The sequence below is a fragment of the Streptomyces sp. AA1529 genome (genome assembly GCF_000280905.1).
Taxonomy (GTDB): Bacteria; Actinomycetota; Actinomycetes; order Streptomycetales; family Streptomycetaceae; genus Streptomyces.
The window spans coordinates 1-21154 of the sequence record NZ_ALAP01000054.1; the positions used below are offsets into that span (position 1 = coordinate 1).

Sequence of the window (21154 nt, forward strand, 5' to 3'; positions counted from 1 at the left end):
GTCGGCGACGCCAAGGCGCGGGCCGCCGCCGCGGTGGACCGCACAGCGGGGCGTGCGTACGTGGTCGCCAACCGCGCGGTGTCCGACGTGCGGGCCCAGTTCGTCAGCGAGGACGGCGCCCCGCGGCTGGAGCGGGTCGTGCCGGCCGCGGTGCTGACCGCCGTCCTGGTCGGCGGGGTCCTCTCCCTCTCCTCCCGGCGCAGGTCCGGTGGGCGGCGGGCTCGCCGCAACCGCAAGTGAGGCGCTGAGATACGGTCTCCCGGTGAGCCCAAAGACCTCCGCCTCCGCGCACGACGACAAGCTGCCGATCCGGATGCTGCACGACCGCGTGCTCGTGCGGACCGACACCGGCGAGGGTGAGCGCCGCTCCTCCGGCGGCATCGTGATCCCCGCGACCGCGGCCGTGGGACGCAAACTGGACTGGGCCGAGGTGGTCGCCGTCGGCCAGCACGTGCGCACGGTGGAGCCCGGGGACCGGGTGCTCTACGACCCGGAGGACCGTGCCGAGGTCGAGGTGCGGGGAGTCGCCTACGTCCTGATGCGCGAACGCGATCTGCACGCCGTGGCCGCCGAACGCCTCCAGGACACCGACGACTCCACCGGTCTGTACCTCTAGGTCCGCCGAACCGCCCGAACCGCCCGCCGGGTCCGCCGAACCGCCCGAACCGCCCGCCGAGGCCGGCGGACGGCACGGACATGCCGGCGGCCCCGTTCCGTGGCCCGGCCCCGCCCGGTCAGTGGCCCGAGGTGGCCTTGAGGCCGACCACGGCCACCAGCAGCAGCGCGATGAAGAAGACCCGCGCCGCGGTCACCGGCTCGCCCAGCACCAGCATGCCGACGACGGCGGCGCCCGCCGCGCCGATGCCGACCCAGACGCCGTAGGCGGTACCGATCGGCAGGGTCTTCACGGCGAGGGCCAGCAGCACCATGCTGGTGGCGAACCCGGCGGCGGTCAGCACGCTGGGCCACAGCCGGGTGAAGCCCTCGGTGAAAGTGAGGCCGATCGCCCAGGCCACCTCGACGAGACCGGCGACGACGAGCAGGATCCAGGCCATGACGGCACCTCCGTGAGTTCGACTGCGGGGGTGCGTCGTCTTTCCGGGCCCGGTACGGCGCGTCTCGTCGGGACCGGCCCGCGAACGGGGCCGGTCCCAGGACCGTAGCAAACCGGGCGCCGAGGGGTGGTGGCCCGGCTCACCCGCGGTGGCCCGCGGGGCGGCCGGGCACCGCGGGCGGCGGGTCACCGGGGCGGGTCACCGGGGGCGGGGGACGGCCCGGGGGCCGGTCACGACGCCACCGGCCCCCGGGGAGTGCCGTCTCAGAGCCCGCCGGGGTCCCCGGAGGCGGCGTCGCCCCCGGGACCGCCGTTCCCGTTCCCGCCGACGACGCCGCCCCCCCCGCCGGGGTCGCCGCTGCCGCCGCTGTCGGCGCCGCCGGTGGCCGGGGGGCTCTGGGGCGGGCTGGACGGCGGCCTGGAGGGCGGGGTCGACGGCGTCGACGGCCGGTCGCTCGGCTCCGCCGGCTTCGAGGGCTCGTCGCTCGGCCGGTCCGACGGCGCCTGGCTCGACGGGTCCGTGCTGAACGGCGGTTGGCTGGGCGACACGTTCCCCTTGCCGGCCGTGTCCAGGTCGAAGTCCTTGGCCGGGCGGCCCTCCAGCGCCTTCTTGGTGTAGGCGGCCCAGATCTGGGTCGGGAAGCCGCCGCCGTTGACGCGGGGCCGGCCGCCCGTTCCGTAGAGCGGTTCCTGGACGGCCGTCTTCGGGTTCTGCCCCATCACCGAGACGACGGTGGACAGGTCCGGGGTGTAGCCCGCGAACCAGGCCGCCTTGTCCTCCTCGGCGGTGCCGGTCTTGCCCGCGGCCGGGCGCCCCGCCGCCTGGGCCGCGGTACCGGTGCCGCCCTGGACGACGCTGCGCAGCGTGGCCGTCGTGGAGTCGGCGGCCTCCCGGGGGACGGCGTGCACGGGGTCGGGGTCGGGCAGGCTGATCACCTCACCGCCGCGGGTGGCCTTCTCCACCATGCTGTAGTGGCCGTGCTTGCCGTGGTTGGCCAGCGTGGCGTACGCCTCCGCCATGTCGAGCACCGAGGCCGTGGTGACGCCGAGCGCGATGGAGCCGTTCTCGGTCAGGTTGGGCGCGTCCTTCGGGATGCCCAGGTCGATCGCGGTCTCCTTGACGTTCTTGGGGCCGACGTCGATACCCATCTGCGCGAAGACGCTGTTGACCGACTTGTCCATCGCGGTCGAGACGGGGATCTTCCCGTAGGAGTGCTGGTCCTCGTTGGCGGGCGCGTATCCCGTACCGCGTCCGTCGCTCACCACCTCGCGCTTGTTGGTGCCGTCGTAGACGGTGTCGGCCCGGATGAGCCGGCCGTCCTGGGTGGTGGACCGGTTCTGGACGGCCGAGGTGAACAGGAACGGCTTGAACGTGGACCCGACCTGGTAGTCCCGGCGGGTCGCGTTGTTCGTGTACTGCTTGGTGTAGCCGATGCCGCCGTACATCGCGACGACCTTGCCGGTCTTCGGGTCGACCGAGGCGCCGCCCGCGCGGACGTAGCTGTCGACCTTGCGGTTCTTCCGGTCCAGCTTCGCCATCAGCTCGTCGTCGACCGCGTCCCGCATGGCCTTCTGCTTCTTCGGCTGGAACGTGGTGGTGATCCGGAAGCCGCCGGCCGCCAGCCGCCGCTCGTCGATGATCTCGTTGCCGATCAGGTAGTTCTTGACCGCGTCCCGGAGGTAGCCGCGCTCGCCGGACAGGTTCCGGGGCGGCTTGACCTTGTGCGGTTCGGGGAACTTCATGCCCGTGCGGTCACTCTTGCTCAGCCAGCCCTCCTTGACCATGCCGTCCAGCACGTAGTTCCAGCGGGCGACGGCGCGGTCCTTGCTCTCCGGGTGGGCGCGGGTGTCGTAGGCGTTGGGCGAGTTGACCAGCGCGGCCAGGTAGGCGCCCTCGCCGGCGGTCAGCTCGCTGACGTCCTTGCCGTAGTAGGCGTGCGCGGCCGACTGGATGCCGTAGGCGTTCCGGCCGAAGTAGCTGGTGTTGAGGTAGCCCTGCAGGATGTCGTTCTTGCTGACCTCGTTGTCCAGCTTCAGCGCGATGAAGAACTCCTTGGCCTTGCGGGTGACCGTCTGGTCCTGGCTCAGGTAGTAGTTCTTCACGTACTGCTGGGTGATCGTCGAGCCGGACTGCCGCTCGCCGCCGGTGACCATGTTCCAGCCCGCGCGGGCCATCGCCTGCGGGTCGACGGCGGACTCGTGGTAGAAGTCGCGGTCCTCGGCGGCCAGCACCGCGTGCTGGGTCGTCTTCGGCACCTTGCCGAGGGTGACGTTCTCCCGGTTGATGTCGCCGTCCCGGGCGATCTGGCTGCCGTCCGCGTACAGGTAGACGTTGGTCTGCGCCGCGGCGGCGTCGTTCGGGGCGGGAATGCTCACCAGCAGGTACCCGGCCACGAGCGCGCCGGACACCGCCAGGACGACCAGCAGGAAGCCGCCCAGCACCATCCGCCAGGTGGGCAGCAGCCTGCGCCAGCCGGTACGGCGGCGCTTCTGCTTCTTCATGGCCTTGTCGGCCTTCTTGGCGGCTTTGCCCTGCTCCGCCTCGGGGGTGTTCGCCATGAGACTGCCGCTCTCCTCGGATGCGGGACCGTCCCCGGCCGGGCCCTGCCCCAGGGGAACGGCGGCAGTCGCGGCCGGGTCGGCCGGTGACGGCGGTGCGGGCTTCTCGGGCGGGTCGGACGCCCCCGCCGGAGCGGACCGTCCGTCCGGTTCCGGCTCCCGGGGCGACGCGGGTGTCCCGGGGGTCGCGGGCTGCCCGGAGCGGGCGGACTGCTCGGCCGCGGATATGGAGCGCTCCGGCGCCCCGGCCGGCTCCTCGTCCCCGGGGCCCGGCGTTCCGTCCCCGCCGCCCGGCCGCGCACTCTGCGGGCCCGGCTCCGCGGACGCCTCCGGCTGCTCGTCCGGGGTGCCCGGCTGCTCGTCCCGCGCGTCCGGCTCCGGCGCCGCGGCCTTCGGGGCGGTGCCCTCCGCGGGCTGCCCCGGGCACGCGTCGGCCGCCGGGCGCTCCGGCGGGGTCCCCGCACCCCCCTCGGCGGCCGCGTCGCTCCCGGCCTCGGCCGGGTCCGGCTGCCGCCGGGGGGTCTGCGCTGGCGGGCCGTCCGACTCCGGCTCCCGGCCGTCGGCGTCGCGGTTCGGCTCGTCACTCATGTCTGCAGGGACTCCTCGTCCAATGGCGGGCGATGCTCGTACGCCCCGTAGAACACTTTCGCACCCGCCGTACCGGAGAACGGCTGCGGGGCCGTAGCCCGGCCCGGTGGATATTCGATGGTCGTCCACCCGGCCCGTGGACTAGGCTCACTGGCTTCGTCCACGCGCGGTGTTTCGCACGGCAGTGCTATGGAAGAGACGGTGGAGGGGCCAGAAAGGATGCATCTGCTCCGTCTCCATTTCGCCGTGGCCCTGAGCGGCTTCCGTCGCTATGCCACCTACCGCGTCGCCACGGCGGCCGGAGTCTTCACCAACACCGTCTTCGGCTTCATTCTCGCCCATACGTTCCTGGCCCTGTGGCACGAGCGTCCCCACCTCGGCGGATACGACCAGAGCCAGGCGCTGACCTTCGTCTGGACCGGGCAGGCGCTGCTGGCCGCCGCGGCGCTGATGGGCGGCGGCTTCCAGGACGAGTTCCAGGAACGGATCAGGAACGGCGACGTCGCCATCGACCTCTACCGGCCGGTCGACCTGCAGACCTGGTGGCTCGCCGCCGACCTGGGGCGGGCCCTCTTCCAGCTGCTCGGCCGCGGTGTGCTGCCGCTGGCGCTCGGCTCCCTCGTCTTCGATCTGGCGCTGCCCGCCTCCCTGGGTACCTGGCTGTGGTTCCTGGCCGCGGTGCTGCTGGCGATCGTGGTCAGCTTCGCGGTCCGCTACCTGTTCGCGCTGTGCGGGTTCTGGCTGCTGGACGCGACCGGCCTCGGCGCGCTGTCCGGGCTGCTGAGCGTCTTCTTCTCCGGGATGCTGCTGCCGCTGTCCGTCTTCCCGGGCGGCTTCGGCGACGCGGCGCGGCTGCTGCCGTGGGCCGCGATGCTCCAGGTGCCCGCCGACGTGCTGCTGGGCACCCACCCCGGCGGCGCGGCGGCCGGGCTCGCCTTCCAGGCCGGGTGGGCGGTGGTGCTGCTGGCCGCGGGGCGGCTCCTGCAGGCCGTCGCGACCCGCAAGGTGGTGGTCCAGGGTGGCTGAGACCGACCGGCCGCCGCTCGTCGCCGGGACCGGCCGCGGCGCGCTCGGCACCGCGCTGGGCCGCGCGGCCTGGGCGGTGCGGGCCTACTGCTTCATCGCCGCGATGTGGGTGCGCTCGACGATGGCGTACCGCACCTCGTTCGCGATCATGCTGGTGGCCAACTTCGCGACGACCGCTCTCGACTTCGCCGCCATCATGATCATGTTCGGCCAGGTGGACGCACTGGGCGGCTTCACGCTGCCCGAGGTCGCCTTCCTCTACGGCACCTCCGCCGTCGCCTTCGGCCTCTCGGACCTGCTGCTGGGCTCGGCGGAGCGGGTCGGCCGCCGGGTGCGCGACGGCACCATGGACGTCCTGCTGACCCGGCCGGTGCCCGTCCTCAGCCAGCTCGCCGCCGACCGGTTCGCGCTGCGCCGGCTGGGCCGGATCGTCCAGGGCTCCCTGGTGCTGGGCTGGGCGGTCTCCCGGCTGGACCTGGAGTGGACCGCGGGCAGGGTCGCGCTGCTGGTCTCCATGCTGCTGTGCGGCACCGTCATCTTCGGCTGCGTGTTCGTCGTCGGCGGCGCCTTCCAGTTCTGGGCGCAGGACGCCTCCGAGGTGCCGAACGCCTTCACCTACGGCGGTACGACGCTGCTCCAGTACCCGCCCACCGTCTTCGGCAGGGAGCTGGTGCGCGGCGTGACGTTCGTGGTGCCGCTGGCCTTCGTCAACTGGCTGCCGGCGCTGCGGCTGCTGGGCCGGGACGATCCCCTGGGCCTGCCGGACGGGCTCGACCTGGCCGCCCCCGCCGTCGCGCTCCTGTGCTGCGCCGTGGCGGGTGCGGCGTGGCGGGCGGGGCTGCGCTCCTACCGCAGCACGGGAAGCTGACCGGGCACCGGAGCGCCGGCGCCCCGGAGCGCCGGTACTGGGACGAGATGAGGAGGGACGCGAGAGCAGTGAGCGATGTGGATGCCGCGGGTGCCGCGGACAGCGCGGGTGACATGGCCGCCGCGGGCGGTGCGGACGCCGGGTTCATCGACGTACGGGACCTGACCAAGACCTTCACCGTGCGCCGCCGCAGTGGTCTGCTGCGCCGCACGGCCACCTCGGTACGGGCCGTGGACGGTATCTCCTTCGCACTGCGCCGCGGTGAGATGGTCGGCTTCATCGGACCCAACGGCGCCGGCAAGTCGACCACCATCAAGATGCTCACCGGCATCCTCACCCCCTCCACCGGCAGGCTGCGGGTCGCCGGGGTGGACCCGTGGCAGGAGCGCACCCGGCTGGTGCGGCGCATCGGTGTCGTCTTCGGGCAGCGCACCACGCTGTGGTGGGACCTGCCGCTGCGCGACTCCTACGCGCTGGTCCGCCGGATGTACCGGATCCCGCGCGCCCGCTTCGAGGAGAACCTGGCGCGCTGCGTGGAACTCCTGGAACTGGGCGACCTGCTGGACGTGCCGGTCCGGCAGCTCTCGCTGGGGCAGCGGATGCGCGGCGACATCACCGCGGCCCTGCTGCACGACCCCGACGTGCTCTACCTGGACGAGCCCACGATCGGTCTGGACGTCGTCAGCAAGGCGCGGGTGCGCCGGTTCCTGACCTCGCTCAACGCGGAGCTGGGCACGACCGTGCTGCTGACCACGCACGACCTGAGCGACATCGAGCACCTGTGCGAGCGGGTGGTGGTCATCGACCAGGGCCGGCTGCTGTACGACGGCTCGCTCGGCGGCCTCCAGGAAGCCGGCCGCGGCGAGCGCACCCTGATCGTCGACCTGGAGTACGAGCTGCCGCCGATAGCAGGGCTGGAGGGGGCACGCACCGTCCGCACCGAGGGCCCCCGCCAGTGGCTGGCCTTTCCCGCCGCCGCCAGCGCCGCGCCGCTGGTCGCCAGGCTCGCGGCGGAGTACCCGCTGGTGGACCTCTCCCTCCGCGAACCGGCCATCGAGGACGTGATCGCCCGGATGTACGCGGGCTGACCGGGCCTTCCCGGGAGCCGCCCCGCTGCTCTCACAGCGTCGCGGGCCGCGACCCCTTCAGGCTCTGCAGATCCATCGCCTGGGCCATGGCCTGGTACCCGTTGTCGCTCGGGTGCAGATGATCGCCCGAGTCGTACGCCGCGCGCAGCCGCTCGGGGTGGGCCGGGTCGCGCAGGGCGGCGTCGAAGTCGACCACGGCGTCGAACACCTTCCCCTTCCGGATCTCGGCGTTGACGCCCTGCCGTACGGCCTCCATGCGCGGGGTGTAGCCCCGGTGCCCGCCGAAGGGGGTGAGCGTGGCGCCGACGACCCGCAGTCCGCGGGTGTGCGCCTGCCGCACCAGGTCCCGCAGCCCGTTCACGATCCGCTGCGGATCGCGCTGCCGCGGCGGCTTGATGATGTCGTTGAGCCCCATCTCGACGACGACGACCTTCAGCCCGGTACGGGAGAGCACGTCGCGGCTCATCCGGGTCAGCCCGCTCGGCCCGTTGTTGGGCGAGTACTTGCTGCCGTCGACCAGCACCCGGTTCCCGCTGATGCCCGCGTTCAGGACGCTCAGCGGGGGCGCGTCGCGCTCCGTGCGCAGCCGCTCGGCCAGGAAGTCGGTCCAGCGCCGGTTGGCACCGGGGCTGGAGGTGATGCCGTCGGTGATCGAGTCGCCCAGCACCGCGACGGCGCCCTGCGTCTCGGAGCTCCACACGTCCACCCCGGTGAGGTAACGCCAGTACGGGCTCTGCTGGTTGAAGGCGGTGCCCGAGGTGTCCTCGGCCCGGTCGCCCGTGGCCACATAGCTGGTCTGCCGTGCGTAGGGGTGGTAGGTGACCGGGCCGGAGGGCGTGGGGGAGTAGGTGGTGACCAGCAGGTCCGCCGCGTGCGGCACGTTCAGCCGCACCGCGTCACTGGTGACCTCGCCGCCGGCCGGGATGGTGACCGAGGTCTTGTTGCCGAACCGGAGCCGGCGCATGCTGCCCGCCGCTGCCGTGGGGTTGCTGGGGGCCGCGGCCAGCGCGACGCTCGCGTGCGTGATGGTCAGCGGCCGGTTGCCGAACAGGTTGGAGAGCCGCACCCGGGCGCCCGTGCCGCCCACCGAGGTGTGCACGACGTTGCGGATCGACATGTGCGCGAAGCCGTCCCGGCTGCGCGGTTCGGCCGCTGCCGGCGCCGCCGACCAGGTGCCGACCCAGTTCCCGGAGGAGGCGGGCGCGGCCGAGTTGCGTGCCCGCGGCGAGTCCTCGCCCCGTCCCTGGTCGCGGTTGCCGGCGCCGATGAATATCGCGGTCGAGACGAGGACCACGAGCGCCGCCAGTCCGGCGAGCAGGGCATAGCCCATGTTCCTGGTCACGCGCGCTCGTTCTCCTCGGGCTGCACGGAGCTCGCGGCTCCGGTCGGTCTGCGGTGCCATGATCCCACGATCGGGGTGCGGCGCCCTGTCGGGGGCCGTACGCCGGACGGGGCCTCGACGGGCCGGTTCCCCCCGGCACCACCTTGCTGGTTCCTGATGTTCTGCACTGCCGCCCACACAGACGCGGCAGAGCCGCGCTCCGTTCCACGCGCGTCCGGTGGAGGGAGAATGTCCTTCCCCGTACCGGGAGGTGATCCGGTGCGCGGACGGTAGCGAGGGTTCCCCGGTGTTCCGCCGGTATGCGGGGCGTGGCCAGGGACGATCCAGGGGGAGGGCGGAGCGGATGGACCGGGCGACCGAGGGCGAGCACTCCGATCACGAGGAGGCCCACGTGAGAGCGATCACACGCGGCCGGGCCGCCGGGCGCAGCGCATCGGGAACCGGGGAGCCGGTGTTGGACCACTCGGGTGGCGCTGCGGCTGCGGGCGCTGCGGGCGCTGCGGGCGCTGCGGGCGCCCCGGGGCCGCGGGTGCCGGGCGGTGCCGGGGGGCTCACCCCGGCCGACGAGGAGCGCCGCCGCGGCGTGCGGCGGATGAAGGCCATCGCCACCGGGGCGCTGCTGCTGATGGCCGTGGTCTTCGCGGCGGCCACCTGGGCGGAGCACGCCGGAGCCGGACCCTGGAGCGGCTATGTCGCGGCGGCGGCCGAGGCCGGGATGGTGGGTGCGCTCGCCGACTGGTTCGCGGTCACGGCGCTCTTCCGGCATCCGATGGGGCTGCCCATTCCGCACACCGCGATCATTCCCACCAAGAAGGACCAACTCGGCCGCAGTCTCGGCGACTTCGTGGGAGAGAACTTCCTCTCCGCCGACGTCGTGCGCGAGCGGCTGCACGCGGTCGGGATCAGCGGCCGGTTCGGCGCCTGGCTGGCCCGCCCCGAGCACGCCGACCGGGTGACGGCCGAGCTGGCCACCGCGCTGCGCGGGGCGCTCACCGTGCTGCGGGACGCGGACGTGCAGGCCGTCGTCAGCGAGGCGATCACCCGCCGCGCCACCGCCAAGGAGGTCGCGCCGGGACTCGGCGCGATGCTGGAGCGGATCGTCGCGGACGGCGGCCACCGCCGCGTCGTCGACCTGGTGTGCACCCGGGCCGCCGAGTGGCTGCACGAGCACGGCGACTCCGTGATGGGTGCGGTCGCGGGAGGCGCGCCGGGCTGGACGCCGAAGTTCGTGGACCGGCGGGTCGGCGAGCGGGTCTACCGCGAACTGCTGCGCTTCGTCACGGAGATGCGGGACATGCCCGACCACCCCGCGCGGGGGGCTGTGGACCGCTTCCTGCGGGACTTCGCCACCGACCTGCAGACCGACCCGGACACCCGCGCCCGGGTGGAGCGGCTGAAGAACGAGACGCTGGCCCGTGCCGAGGTGCAGGACCTGATCGCCTCGGTGTGGGGTGCCGTGCGGGCGATGCTGGTGGCCGCCGCCGAGGACGAGCGCAGCGAGCTGCGCGTCCGGGCCCGGGCGGCGCTGCTGTCGCTGGGCGGCCGGCTGGCGGCCGACGGCCGGCTGCGGTCGAAGGTGGACGGTTGGATCGAGGGCGCCGCCGCGCATCTGGTGACCACCTACCGGGGCGAGATCACCTCGCTGATCTCGGAGACGGTCGCGAGCTGGGACGCCGAGCACACCTCGCGGAAGATCGAGGCCCATATCGGGCGGGACCTGCAGTTCATCCGGATCAACGGCACGGTGGTCGGCTCGCTGGCCGGGCTGGCCATCCACACGGTGGCCCGGCTGGCGGGCGCGTAGGCCCGGCGCCCGCCGGCCGGGCGCGTCGTCCGTGCGGCGCGGAACGCGGTCCGCCGGGAACGTCGCGGTGCCGAAATGCCGGAATACCGGATGTGGCGCCACCAAACGCCAGGCTACTTCCGTATTACGGATGCTACGGTCCAGTACGTGAACTCTCTCTTGTGGTTCTGAACGCCCTCCTGGACGATCTGCTGATTCGCCTGGGAGGGAGAGCGACGTGAAACTGCTCCGCGTCGGACCTGCGGGAGCCGAGCGCCCCGCGCTGCTGGACGAGGACGGAACCCTGCGCGACCTGTCGGGGGTCGTCCCCGACATCGACCCCGAACTGCTCGCGGACCCCGCCGCGCTCGACCGGGTGCGCGCGGCGGCCGCCGCCGGGAAGCTGCCCGCAGCGGCGGCGGACACCGGGCCCGAGGGGCCGCGCATCGGGCCGCCGCTGGCCCGCATCGGCAAGATCGTGTGCATCGGGCTGAACTTCCACGACCACGCGCGGGAGACCGGCGCCCCGGTGCCCGAGGAGCCCATCGTCTTCATGAAGGCGCCCGACACGGTCGTCGGCCCGCACGACCCGGTGCTGATCCCGCGCGGCAGCCGGAAGACCGACTGGGAGGTCGAACTGGCCGTCGTCGTCGGCCGCACCGCCCGCTATCTGGAAACCGACCGGGCGGCGCTGGGCTGCGTCGCCGGGTACGCGGTCGGCAACGACGTGTCCGAACGCGCCTTCCAGCTCGAACGCGGCGGGCAGTGGGACAAGGGCAAGAACTGCGAGACCTTCAACCCGCTGGGCCCCTGGCTGGTCACGGCCGACGAGGTGCCCGACCCCCAGGCGCTGGCGATGCGTCTGTGGGTGAACGGCACGCTGCGCCAGGACGGCAGCACCGCCGACCAGATCTTCCCGGTCGCCGAAGTGCTGCGCCACCTCAGCCACTTCATGACTCTGCACCCCGGCGACATCGTCTCCACCGGCACCCCGGCGGGCGTCGCGATGGGGATGCCGGAGCCCAAGCCCTATCTGCGCGACGGCGACGTCGTCGAACTGGAGATCGCGGGCCTGGGCCGGCAGCGCCAGGTCATGACGTCGGCCTAGCCGCGTCGCGCCCCGGGGCGGCCCCGCGCCCCGGGGCCGCCCCGAGTGCCCGGATCGTGCGACTGCCCGGAGCGTTCGGCCGGGACCGTTCCGGAGCGCGCCCGGTCCGCGGCCGGGTTTCGACCCGAACACGACCTCATGCGGGGCCAGTTGCGTGAAATCATGCCCTCGTCCGGAACGCAGGGGACGGGGGCGGGACAGTGACAGAGCCGTTCGGAATGGGTGTGTTCGCGCTCAGTGGTGAGCTGCGCCGACTCGGGCCCTACCGGCTGCTGGGCCAGCTGGCCACCGGCGGTATGGGGGTGATCTACCTCGGCCGGCACCCCGACACGGGCCGGATCGTGGCCGTCAAGACACTGCTGGCCCCGGGCGGGGTGAGCGAGGAGGCCCGCAAGCGCTTCGCCCGCGAGACCAGGCTGGCCCGCCGCGTGCGGAGCACGTACACCGCCCGGGTGCTCGACTCCGACATCGCGGCCGAGCGGCCCTGGATGGCCATGGAGTACGTGCCGGCGCCCTCGCTCGAAGCACTCGTGGTGCAGCAGGGGCCGCTCGGGGACGAGGAGGCGGTGCGCCGGATCGCCCCCGGCATCCTGCGGGCGCTCGCGGAACTGCACGGCAAGGGCATCGTGCACCGGGACGTGAAGCCGCTCAACATCCTGCTGACCGCGAAGGGCCCGAGGGTCATCGACTTCGGCATCTCGCACGCCGGCGACCTCACCAGCACCCGGCTCACTCTCGGCACCATCGCCTTCGCCGCGCCGGAACAGGCCGAGGGGCAGCCCAGCACGTTCGCCTCCGACATCTATGCGCTCGGCGTCACCCTCCACTACGTGGCCTGCGGACGGCTGCCGTACCCGGAGACCCAGGAGCCGCTGCAGCAGCTCAACCACGTACGGCGGGCGGCGATCGACCTGGACGGCCTGCCCGCGGGCCTCACCGGGGTGGTCGGCGACTGCCTCGCGGTGCGGCCCGAGGACCGGCCGACCGCCGAGCAGCTCATCCGGCGCTTCGCCAGGCGAGGCTCCCACGCCCTGCCGGGCGGCTGGACCTCGCTGATCGACCAGTACGCCGAAGAAGGCAGCCGCCTCCAGCGCGCCGCCGACCAGTCGGAGGCGGAGACCGTCACCCGCAGCTGGACCTCGGACGTTCCGGGGCACACCAGGCGCGTGACCGGGGAAGGGCGGTCCGGGGGCAGGCGGCAGGCGGCAGGGGCGCGGGCGAACGCGCCGGGGAACGACCGGCCGCCCACGCCCGCGCGCAACCAGGGCCCGGGCGCCCCGGCCGGGAACCCGGATACGGGCGGGTCGACGCCGGGCCGCACCCTGGGGGGCATCGCCGCCGCCATCGGCGCCGTGGTCGTCGCGGCGCTGCTGCTGTCCGACCAGGACAAGCCCTCCGATGCGGACGAGCTCTCCGACGCGAGGCCCACCGTTTCCGCGAGCCGGCTGCTGACCGACCACGACTTGACGCCGGGCCGCCTCACCTCGGGGACCACCGGTGGCACGGACCCGGCCGACGCCGGGCCGACCCGTACGCCGACCCACACCAGGCCGATCGACGACGACCCGCCGGAGACCGACGCCGCGTCCCGTCCGACGTACGACGCTCCGGCTCCCGCGCCCGAACCGACCTCCGCCCCGCCCCGGAACTACTACGGGGCCATCGCGGTGGGACATGACGGCAGCAACGGCAGGTCCTGGGACCACAGTTCGCGCAGCGCCGCCGAGCAGGGCGCGATGTCCCACTGTTCCGGCCCCGGCTGCAAAGTCCTCGTCTCCTTCGCCAACGGCTGCGGCGCCGTCGCCCACAACCCGAACAACCACCGCTACTGGGGCGGCCACGGCCGCACGCGGGCCGCGGCCGAGCAGGCGGCGCGGGCGCGCGCGGGCGGCGGCCGCACGATCGCCTGGGCGTGCACCCGGCGCTGACGAACCGGGCGGCACAGCCGCTCCGCACGCTGCCCGCGGGTGAGGCCCCGACAGCAGGCCCCGACAGCACGCCGCCCGGCTCGCGGGTCGCGTCCTAGCCGCCCCGCGCGAAGGACCGCGCGGTCTCCAGCACCTGGAGGGCCGCGGCCGCCTCGTGGGCGGTCACCGGCGGCGGCGTGCCCTCGCGCAGCGCACCGGCGACCGCGTCGTAGAAGGCCGGGTAGTCACCGTCCAGCGTCGGCACGGTGCGCAGGGCGCCGGGCGGGTCCTGCGCACCCAGCGTGCCCCAGGAGTCCTCCGGCTCCACCCCCCACGGCGCCCCCTCGACCGGGCGCGCGCCCCCGCGCAGCGCGCTCTCCTGCGGGTCGAGGCCGTACTTCACATACGCGGCGCGGCTGCCCAGCACCCGGAAGCGCGGTCCGAGCTGGGCCGCCGTGGCGCTCATCCACAGGTGGGAGCGGACGCCGCTCTCGTGGGTGATGGCGATGAAGGTGTCGTCGTCCGCCGCGGCGCCCGCCCGCCGCACGTCCGACTCGGCGTAGACGGAGGCGGCCGGGCCGAAGAGGGTCAGCGCCTGGTCGACGACGTGGCTGCCCAGGTCGTAGAGCAGCCCGCCCACCTCCTCCGGGTCGCCCGACTCGCGCCAGCCGCCCTTGAGCCGGGGCCGCCAGCGCTCGAACCGCGACTCGAAGCGGAACACCTCGCCCAGCGCGTCCTCGGCCAGCAGCGAGCGCAGGGTGAGGAAGTCGTTGTCCCAGCGGCGGTTCTGGAACGGCGCCAGCAGCAGCCCCCGGGACTCGGCCTTCGCGGCCAGCTCGCGGGCCTCGGCACCGGTGGGCGCCAGCGGCTTGTCCACCACGACCGGCAGCCCCGCGTCCAGGGCGCGGCGCGTCAGCGGCACATGGGTGCGGTTCGGGGTGGCGACCACCACCAGATCGAGCCGGTCCGCGTCCGCGAACAGTTCGTCCGCCGAGGCGACCGTCCGCACCTCGTCGCCCGGGGCGCCCGCCTCCCGGGCGCGCTTGCGGCGCTCCGGGTCGGAGGTGACGACGGTGTCCAGCACGAGCCCCGGCGTGGTGGCGATCAGCGGGGCGTGAAAGACCGATCCGGCCAGCCCGAAGCCGAGCAGTCCGACGCGGAGCGGGGTGGCGGTGGTGTCCATGCGGTTCATGCCCCCACCCTCGCAAAGCCCGCGGCCCGGAGCACGCACCCGGCCGCCCGCTTCCGCCGCCCGCGGGCGCTTCCCGGCGCTTCCGGGCACTCTCCGGCACCGGAGCGCCTGCGCCCCGGCTGACCTGCACCGGCCGCTGCCGCTACGCTGAGCGCGGCGGCCGGTTCCGTGCCCCGGCGTACCCGGGCACGCTCCTCCGCCGGCCGGACCACCACGACCTGGCAGGAGTCCATCCGTGGCAGAGCGCAAGCCCATCGAGTCCTGGCTCACCGACATGGACGGTGTGCTGATGCACGAGGGGATCCCCGTCCCCGGCGCCGACTCGTTCATCAAGCGGCTCAGGGAGTCGGGGCGGCCGTTCCTGGTGCTCACCAACAACTCGATGTACACACCCCGGGATCTGCACGCCCGGCTGGCCCGCATCGGGCTGACCGTGCCGACGGAGAACATCTGGACCTCCGCGCTGGCCACCGCGCAGTTCCTGGACGACCAGCGCCCCGGAGGCACCGCCTACGTCATAGGGGAGGCCGGGCTGACGACGGCCCTGCACGACATCGGCTACGTCCTCTCCGACGCCGACCCGGACTACGTGGTGCTGGGCGAGACGCGCACCTACAGCTTCGAGGCGCTGACCCGGGCCATCCGGCTGATCAACGACGGCGCCCGCTTCATCGCCACCAACCCCGACGAGACCGGCCCCTCCGCCGAGGGCGCGCTGCCCGCCACCGGGTCGGTCGCCGCTCTGATCACCAAGGCCACCGGCCAGCACCCCTACTTCGTCGGCAAGCCCAATCCGCTGATGATGCGTGCCGGTCTCAACGCGATCGGCGCCCATTCCGAGACCAGCGCCATGATCGGCGACCGGATGGACACCGACGTCCGGGCCGGGATGGAGGCCGGGCTGGAGACCTTCCTGGTGCTGACCGGGCTGACCCGGCCCGACGAGGTGGAGCGGTACCCCTACCGCCCCTCCAGCGTCGTCGACTCCATCGCGGACCTCGTCGACCGGGTCTGACCCGCTCCCGGCCGCCCCGCGCACCGCCGCGGGGCAGCGGGTCCCGCCCGGGCGGACGGGACCGCTCGGGTGCCGGAGTCACGGCCGTGCGCGGCGTGTTCTGTGACACGATGGGCCGACGCTGCGGCCGGTCCGCGGCCCGCACCGCCGCGGTTCGCGGCGGTCCGGCGACCCGGCCGACGCCGGCAGTGCAGCCGAGGGGGAGTGGATGTACGGCAGCGCCCGGAGTCTCGCGCGCGCCCGGGGGGCTGCGGGGAGCACGCTGGTGGGAGCCCTGCTGCTGGCGGGCTGTTCCGCACCGGACGCCCCGGACGGCGCCGGGTCCGAGGCGGGCTCCACGGTGCGGCAGCGCCCCAGGTCCGTCGTCCCCTACTGGGTCGACCCCGGGGGGAACGCCGCGCGGCAGGCCCGTACCGACGCCGCGGACGGCGCCTCCGCGCGGGCCCGTGAGCTGCGGAAGATCGCCGGGCAGCCGGTGGCCGACTGGCTCGGCCCCGCCGACCCGCGCGGTCACGCGGCCCGCGTCACCGAGGCCGCCACCGCCGCGGACCGGGAGGCGCTGCTGGTCCTCTACAACGTGCCGCACCGCGACTGCGGGCAGTACAGCAAGGGCGGGGCCGAGAGCGCCGCGGCGTACCGCGGGTGGCTGGACGAGGTCGCGCAGGGCATCGGGAGCCGGGCCGCCACGGTGATCGTGGAACCGGACGCCCTCGCGCACACCGTCTCGGGTGCGTGCGCCGCGCCGAAGCTGCGCGCGGAGCGCTACCGGCTGCTGGCCGACGCCGTCACCCGGCTCAAGCGGTTGCCCCGCACGACGGTCTACCTGGACGCCGGCAATCCGGACTGGGTCCGCGACCCCGGTGCGCTGGCCGAGCCGCTCGACCGCGCCGGGATCGAGCGGGCCGACGGCTTCGCGCTGAACGTCTCCAACTTCCAGACCACCGCCTCCAACATCGCCCACGGCAAGCGGCTCTCGGCGAAGGTCGGGGGCAAGCACTTCGTCGTGGACACCAGCCGGAACGGCAACGGGCCGCTGCGCGGCGGCGAGGAGAGCTGGTGCAACCCGCCCGGACGGGCCCTGGGCGAACCGCCCACCACCAGGACGGGGCACGACCTGGTGGACGCCTACCTGTGGATCAAGCGCCCGGGGGAGTCGGACGGCGAGTGCCGCGGTGGCCCGAAGGCCGGTACCTGGTGGCCGGAGTACGCCCTGGAGCTGGCCCGCAACGCCGACGGACAGGACGGGCAGGACGGACAGGACGAGCAGCGGTCGTAGCCGGCCGGCCGGTGCGGCTCCGCGCTCCGGGGAGTGCCGGGGCGCGGAGCCGGCGGACGGCAGGCGGCCTACTCCGGGTCGCCCGTGGTCACCGTGGTGTGCGCGGCGTCCGGGTCGATGCCCACCTTCACCCACCGGGCCTTGGAGGGCACGCCGTCCGCGTCCACCCCGAAGACCATCCACCAGCCGGGGGTGACCAGCGACGGGTCGTCCGGGATGGTCGTGGTCACCGTTCCGTCCCGGGATGTGTTCATCTTCAGGGCCACCGACGACTGCTCCACGTTCGTCACGTGGGTGAACGAGCCGGGCCGCACCATCCGCAGCCGTTCGAAGGAGGCCGCGTCCTTGCTGCGGAAGGAGACGCGGTCGCCGGGCGCGAGGTTCTCGGCGGCGTCCGCGTCGGCCGTGCGCAGCTGCGGCTGCTCCTTGCCCTGATGGAGATAGGGCGGGGTGTAGATCTCGATGCGCTGGTCGAACTCGCCCGGCTTGGTGTTGGCCTTGTCCGCGTACAGCGAGTCCGAGCCGAAGGTCATCACCCGGCCGTCCGGCAGCAGCAGCCCGCCGGAGTGGTAGTTGCGGCCGACCAGCGGGGCGGCGGCCTCCTCGAACTCGTTGCTCTTCGGGTCGTAGAGCGCGGCCTTCAGCACGTTGCTGTCGCTCTTGCCCCGGTAGCGGCCCGATCCGTTGGTGGTCAGCACGGTGTCGTCCGGCAGGATCACGCTGCTGGGGTAGCGGACCTTGTCGTAGAGGTCGGGCCCGTCGCGGAACCGCGGGGTGTCGGAGGACAGGTCCACGATGCGGGTCTTGTCCGTCGTCCTGTCCGACTCGCCGACGCCGCCCCCGCCCTCGACGATGAACTTCCGCGACTGGGTGGGGGGCAGCGGCACGGACATCGCCGTCTCCAGCACGTCCGGGTCGCTCATGCCGGGGATCTCGGTGAACTTGTTGGTCTCCAGGTTCCAGATGCCGGGCGTGCGGCCCTTGTCGGCCGGGCCGTAGCCGGCGGTGGTGCCGCTGAAGAAGACCCGGTTCTGGCCGACCAGGTGCAGCCCCGGGTAGGTGGGGAAGAACCGCGTCCTGGGCAGGTAGTGCCACTTCTTCGTCTTCGGGTCGAAGATCTCGTTCTTGCCGGGGACGACCTGGCCGATGTCGTCCAGCCCGGAGACGGTCAGCACCCTGCCGTCCTGGAGGGTGAGCTGGGTGGGGTACCAGCGGGCCTCGTTCATCGGGTCGACCGTGATGTAGCGCTCGGCCACCGGGTCGAACTCGTAGGCGTCCTTGATGCCCTGGAAGTCCTTCTTGTCGAAGGACATCTTCTGGGCCACTCCGTAGACGTTCCGCTTCCAGGCCCCCTCCAGGCCGTGCACCCGGTACTGGTCCTCGGTGCCCGTCTGGTACTTCCGGCCCTTCCTCGCCGCCTCGGCGTAGACCCGGGTGACGCTGTGGACGGTCTCCACCTCGCCGGTCTCCGGGTCCTTCCGCTTCTTGGCCCGCGGCAGGAGCACGGTGTGCTGGGCGACGAAGGTCCTGCCGCTCTTCCGCCCCGTGAAACGGGTGCCCTTCTTGATCGTCTTGCCCCGGTCGGGGTTCTCGTTGTAGAGGAACATCAGCCCCCCGGCCTTCTCCACATCGCCCTCCAGCGTCTCGTACCGCTGGGTGCCGCCCGCGACCAGCAGCTTCCCGTCGGGCAGCTGGTTGTGCCCCGAGCAGAACAGGTCGTTGGGGGTGGGGATGTTCTTGAAGGTGTTGCGCACCGGGTCCCACAGGACCGTGCGGAAGCTCTTGGCCTTGAAGTTCTTCGCGTCGTTGCCCGAGCCCGCCACCAGCAGCACCTTGCCGGTGTGCAGCAGAGCCGCGTGGATCGTGTTGATCCGGAACTTCTCGGGGATGTCGACGATCTGCCAGTGGCCCTTCGCGGCCTTGTACTCGGGCTGGTTGATCTCGTAGTCGTGGTACTCGGCCGAGGCGAAGCTGTACAGCGCCGGGCCGTTGAACCCGGCGACGAGCAGCACGACCGCCGTGCCGATGGCTATGCGCCGGGCCCGTCGCTTCCCGGCACTCGCGGCGCGGCGGCGGCTCCGTCGGTTCGTCATCCTTCCTGTCCCCCAAACGCGGTGTGGTGCGGATGCTGGTCGTGGGTGGGCGTGGGCCAGGGCGCGGACGCGGTGGCGGGCGCGGGGGCGGGCGCGGCCGGAGCAGCCGCCGCGGTCCGGGTTCCGGAGGCGTGCCGACGGGCCCTGCGCGCCCTGCGGCGCTTCTCCGCGCGGACGGTCGACCGCCAGCCCACGATCGGTGCCGCCGTGATCAGCAGCGCGAGCGCGGCCCAGGTGAGCATCGCCGGATGGTCGTGCCCCAGGAAGAGGGAACCGACGAAGGAGCCGCCGAAGACGGCGATGAAGAACAGGTGCACCCGGAACGTGCCGAACAGCGTGTCGGGGCTGGCCGAGTCGCCCTTCGGCGTGACCACGAACTTGCTCTTGCGACGCAGCACCGTGTCGAAGAGGGAGCGTGCGTAGATCGGCGCGGACAGTGCCGACATCAGCATCCCGGCCAGCCCGCCGGAGCCCTCCGGCTCGTGCGGGGAGACGTTGTGCCGCCGGTTCCAGATGTAGAGCCCGATCTGCAGCGCGGTGGCGTTGCCGTACAGGGCCATCCAGATGGCCGGGTCGATCTGCACACCGGAGGCGCCCAGGCCCAGGAACAGCGCGCAGGAGAGCGCGGCCAGGATCCAGTTCAGCGCGGATGCCGGGTAGAAGAGCATCAGCAGCGTGTAGTTGAACATCTTGCCCGGCGGCATGCTGCCCAGGCCGCGCCAGTACTGCTTGAGGATCGTCTCGTAGGTGCCGCGGGACCAGCGGAGCTGCTGGGTGAAGAAGTCCGTCCAGGCGTTGGGGCCCTCGCCGACGGCGAGCACATCGGGGGTGTAGACGGAGCGCCAGGTGTTGCCGGTGGCCGGGTTGCGGTGACGGTGCATCTCGAAACCGGTGGCCATGTCCTCCGTGATGGAGTCGTACAGCCCCCCGATGGCCTTCAGCGCGGAGATGCGGACGGCGTTGCTGGTACCGACGAACATCGGCGCCCGGTAGCGGTTCCCGGCGCGCTGGATGAGGGCGTGGAAGAGGAACTGCTGGCTCTCGGCGGCCTTGGTGACGAAGTTGTCGTAGTTGCCGTAGACCTGCGGGCCGATGACGAAGCCGACGTCCGGGTCGCGGAAGTAGCCCAGCATCCGCTCCAGGTAGTTGGGCAGCGGTACGTGGTCGGTGTCGACCCCGGCGAAGAAGTCGTAGTCGTCGCCGTGCGCGTCGAGCCAGGCGTTGTAGTTGCCGTGCTTGGTCCTGGCGCGGAAGGCGCCCTTGCCGGTGTTCCACCGCGCGGTGCCCTTGCGGGAGAAGTGGTGCACCCCCAGCCGCCGGCAGACCTCCTTGACCTCCGGGTCGTCGCCCTCGTCGAGCAGCCAGACGTGCATGGTGCCGCGGTGCCGCACCCGGACGGCCGCCTCCAGCGTCCTGGTGACCATCCCGATCGGCTCCTTGCCGGGCACGAACGAGGTGAGGAAGGCGACGCGGGTACCGGCCTCGGGCACCACGGGTACCGGGTCCCGGGCCACCAGGGTGGCGTGCGCGTTGGAGAGGACGTTGAGGGTGCGGAACAGTTCGATCAGCCCGATCGAGACGAGCATGACCACATCGAGCTTCAGAACGAGGTCGGAGACCTCACCCGGGTCGCGGCGGGTCCAGTGGTCCGGCTGCATCAGCCAGACCAGCAGCGCGGCCGACAACAGCGGTGCCAGGCACAGCAGGAACCCGGCGCGGAACCGGTGCGGTTCGTCGGCCAGCAGGCTGCGGTACCGCACCCGGTGGGGCCCGGCCGGGTCGGGTTGCCGCAGCGGGCCCGCCAGCCGGCTGTAGTGCTCGTAGTCGTAGCGGGGAGCGGCCCGCTCCCAGGGGTGCGCGGAGGGCCGGCGCGCGCGGGTCCGGAACGGTGCGGGCGCGTGCTGCGCCGCGGGGTCCCCGGCCCGGGCGGCCGGCCGGGGTATGCGCAGTTGCGCCGTGCGCGTCGGATCCTGGTCGTCGTGCTCCGGCGGCCGCTGATGCCGGACGCCCTCGGGTGGCGTGGTCATGTGTCGTTCCCCCGCACGCCCCGGCAGGGGCGTGCTCTCGTGCCGATGCCGCGCCCTGGCCCCCGCCCCGCGGCGCGCGGTGTCGCTCGGTCTCCGTGTCCCCGTGTCCCCGTGCACGGTACGGACCGCTCGGTGAACGCACGTCAGGTTCTACAACTCGGCACACGAACGCAAGGGCGGCACGGGCGGTTTCGTGCCGTTGGGGTGTTATGGGGCCACCGGATGTGA

16 protein-coding genes and 1 riboswitch are annotated in these 21154 nt (G+C 73.2%); of the genes, 10 read left to right on the forward strand and 6 right to left on the reverse strand.

Going from position 1 to position 21154, the window contains the following annotated elements:
- Together A949_RS33625 and A949_RS0116040 are read left to right on the forward strand one after the other, a co-directional pair.
- Nucleotides 1-240 (forward strand): hypothetical protein (locus A949_RS33625; RefSeq protein ID WP_019357035.1); only part of this gene is annotated, 240 nt, incomplete at its 5' end.
- Between the two features lie 73 nt (nucleotides 241-313).
- Nucleotides 314-616: a GroES family chaperonin gene (locus A949_RS0116040; protein WP_051271644.1), complete on the forward strand. Its 303-nt coding sequence runs from the start codon at nucleotides 314-316 to the stop codon at nucleotides 614-616.
- Nucleotides 617-734: 118 nt separating this feature from the next.
- Here the strand turns inward: A949_RS0116040 and A949_RS0116045 are convergent, their stop codons facing one another.
- On the reverse strand, nucleotides 735-1055 hold the full coding sequence (locus A949_RS0116045) for a DMT family transporter (protein ID WP_019357037.1): 321 nt from the start codon (nucleotides 1053-1055) through the stop codon (nucleotides 735-737).
- A 29-nt stretch (nucleotides 1056-1084) separates the two neighbouring features.
- Nucleotides 1085-1152: riboswitch (guanidine-III (ykkC-III) riboswitch) on the reverse strand.
- Nucleotides 1153-1318: 166 nt separating this feature from the next.
- Nucleotides 1319-4201, reverse strand: a complete 2883-nt coding sequence (locus A949_RS33630) for a transglycosylase domain-containing protein (protein WP_019357038.1) — start codon at nucleotides 4199-4201, stop codon at nucleotides 1319-1321.
- A 219-nt stretch (nucleotides 4202-4420) separates the two neighbouring features.
- Between A949_RS33630 and A949_RS0116055 the strand changes: the two genes are divergently transcribed.
- The 3 genes from A949_RS0116055 (at nucleotide 4421) to A949_RS0116065 (ending at nucleotide 7183) form a co-directional block, all read left to right on the forward strand.
- Nucleotides 4421-5227 carry an ABC transporter permease gene (locus A949_RS0116055; RefSeq protein WP_019357039.1) on the forward strand — a complete coding sequence of 269 codons (807 nt, stop codon included), beginning with the start codon at nucleotides 4421-4423 and terminating at the stop codon, nucleotides 5225-5227.
- Nucleotides 5228-5330: 103 nt separating this feature from the next.
- Nucleotides 5331-6095 carry an ABC transporter permease gene (locus tag A949_RS0116060; RefSeq protein WP_051019521.1) on the forward strand — a complete coding sequence of 255 codons (765 nt, stop codon included), beginning with the start codon at nucleotides 5331-5333 and terminating at the stop codon, nucleotides 6093-6095.
- A 113-nt stretch (nucleotides 6096-6208) separates the two neighbouring features.
- Nucleotides 6209-7183 carry an ABC transporter ATP-binding protein gene (locus tag A949_RS0116065; RefSeq protein ID WP_026004694.1) on the forward strand — a complete coding sequence of 325 codons (975 nt, stop codon included), beginning with the start codon at nucleotides 6209-6211 and terminating at the stop codon, nucleotides 7181-7183.
- A gap of 31 nt (nucleotides 7184-7214) precedes the next feature.
- On the opposite strand, the gene A949_RS0116070 is transcribed toward A949_RS0116065, so the two are convergent.
- A complete protein-coding gene (locus A949_RS0116070) occupies nucleotides 7215-8513 on the reverse strand; it encodes an SGNH/GDSL hydrolase family protein (RefSeq protein WP_019357042.1) in 1299 nt (432 codons plus the stop codon).
- Between the two features lie 355 nt (nucleotides 8514-8868).
- Here A949_RS0116070 and A949_RS0116075 point away from each other — a divergent pair, with 355 nt between their 5' ends.
- The 3 genes from A949_RS0116075 (at nucleotide 8869) to A949_RS39520 (ending at nucleotide 13344) form a co-directional block, all read left to right on the forward strand.
- Nucleotides 8869-10329, forward strand: coding sequence for a DUF445 family protein (locus A949_RS0116075; protein ID WP_019357043.1), 1461 nt, complete (start codon nucleotides 8869-8871; stop codon nucleotides 10327-10329).
- Between the two features lie 217 nt (nucleotides 10330-10546).
- Nucleotides 10547-11416, forward strand: coding sequence for a fumarylacetoacetate hydrolase family protein (locus tag A949_RS0116080; protein WP_019357044.1), 870 nt, complete (start codon nucleotides 10547-10549; stop codon nucleotides 11414-11416).
- Between the two features lie 200 nt (nucleotides 11417-11616).
- Nucleotides 11617-13344, forward strand: a complete 1728-nt coding sequence (locus A949_RS39520) for a protein kinase domain-containing protein (protein WP_158687592.1) — start codon at nucleotides 11617-11619, stop codon at nucleotides 13342-13344.
- A gap of 94 nt (nucleotides 13345-13438) precedes the next feature.
- Here the strand turns inward: A949_RS39520 and A949_RS0116090 are convergent, their stop codons facing one another.
- The gene (locus tag A949_RS0116090; protein ID WP_019357045.1) at nucleotides 13439-14515 is read right to left on the reverse strand and encodes a Gfo/Idh/MocA family oxidoreductase; all 1077 of its coding nucleotides are present in this window, start codon (nucleotides 14513-14515) and stop codon (nucleotides 13439-13441) included.
- Nucleotides 14516-14750: 235 nt separating this feature from the next.
- Between A949_RS0116090 and A949_RS0116095 the strand changes: the two genes are divergently transcribed.
- Together A949_RS0116095 and A949_RS33640 are read left to right on the forward strand one after the other, a co-directional pair.
- A complete protein-coding gene (locus A949_RS0116095) occupies nucleotides 14751-15530 on the forward strand; it encodes an HAD-IIA family hydrolase (protein WP_019357046.1) in 780 nt (259 codons plus the stop codon).
- A gap of 208 nt (nucleotides 15531-15738) precedes the next feature.
- Entirely contained in the window at nucleotides 15739-16806 is a 1068-nt protein-coding gene (locus A949_RS33640; RefSeq protein WP_051019515.1) for a glycoside hydrolase family 6 protein, read from the forward strand.
- Nucleotides 16807-16874: 68 nt separating this feature from the next.
- Here the strand turns inward: A949_RS33640 and A949_RS0116105 are convergent, their stop codons facing one another.
- Complete coding sequence (locus A949_RS0116105) at nucleotides 16875-18899, reverse strand: kelch motif-containing protein (RefSeq protein ID WP_019357048.1); 2025 nt, start codon at nucleotides 18897-18899, stop codon at nucleotides 16875-16877.
- Nucleotides 18896-20926 carry a glycosyltransferase family 2 protein gene (locus A949_RS0116110; RefSeq protein ID WP_019357049.1) on the reverse strand — a complete coding sequence of 677 codons (2031 nt, stop codon included), beginning with the start codon at nucleotides 20924-20926 and terminating at the stop codon, nucleotides 18896-18898. Before A949_RS0116110 ends, A949_RS0116105 begins: the two co-directional genes overlap by 4 nt.
- Between the last annotated feature and the right edge of the window lie 228 nt (nucleotides 20927-21154).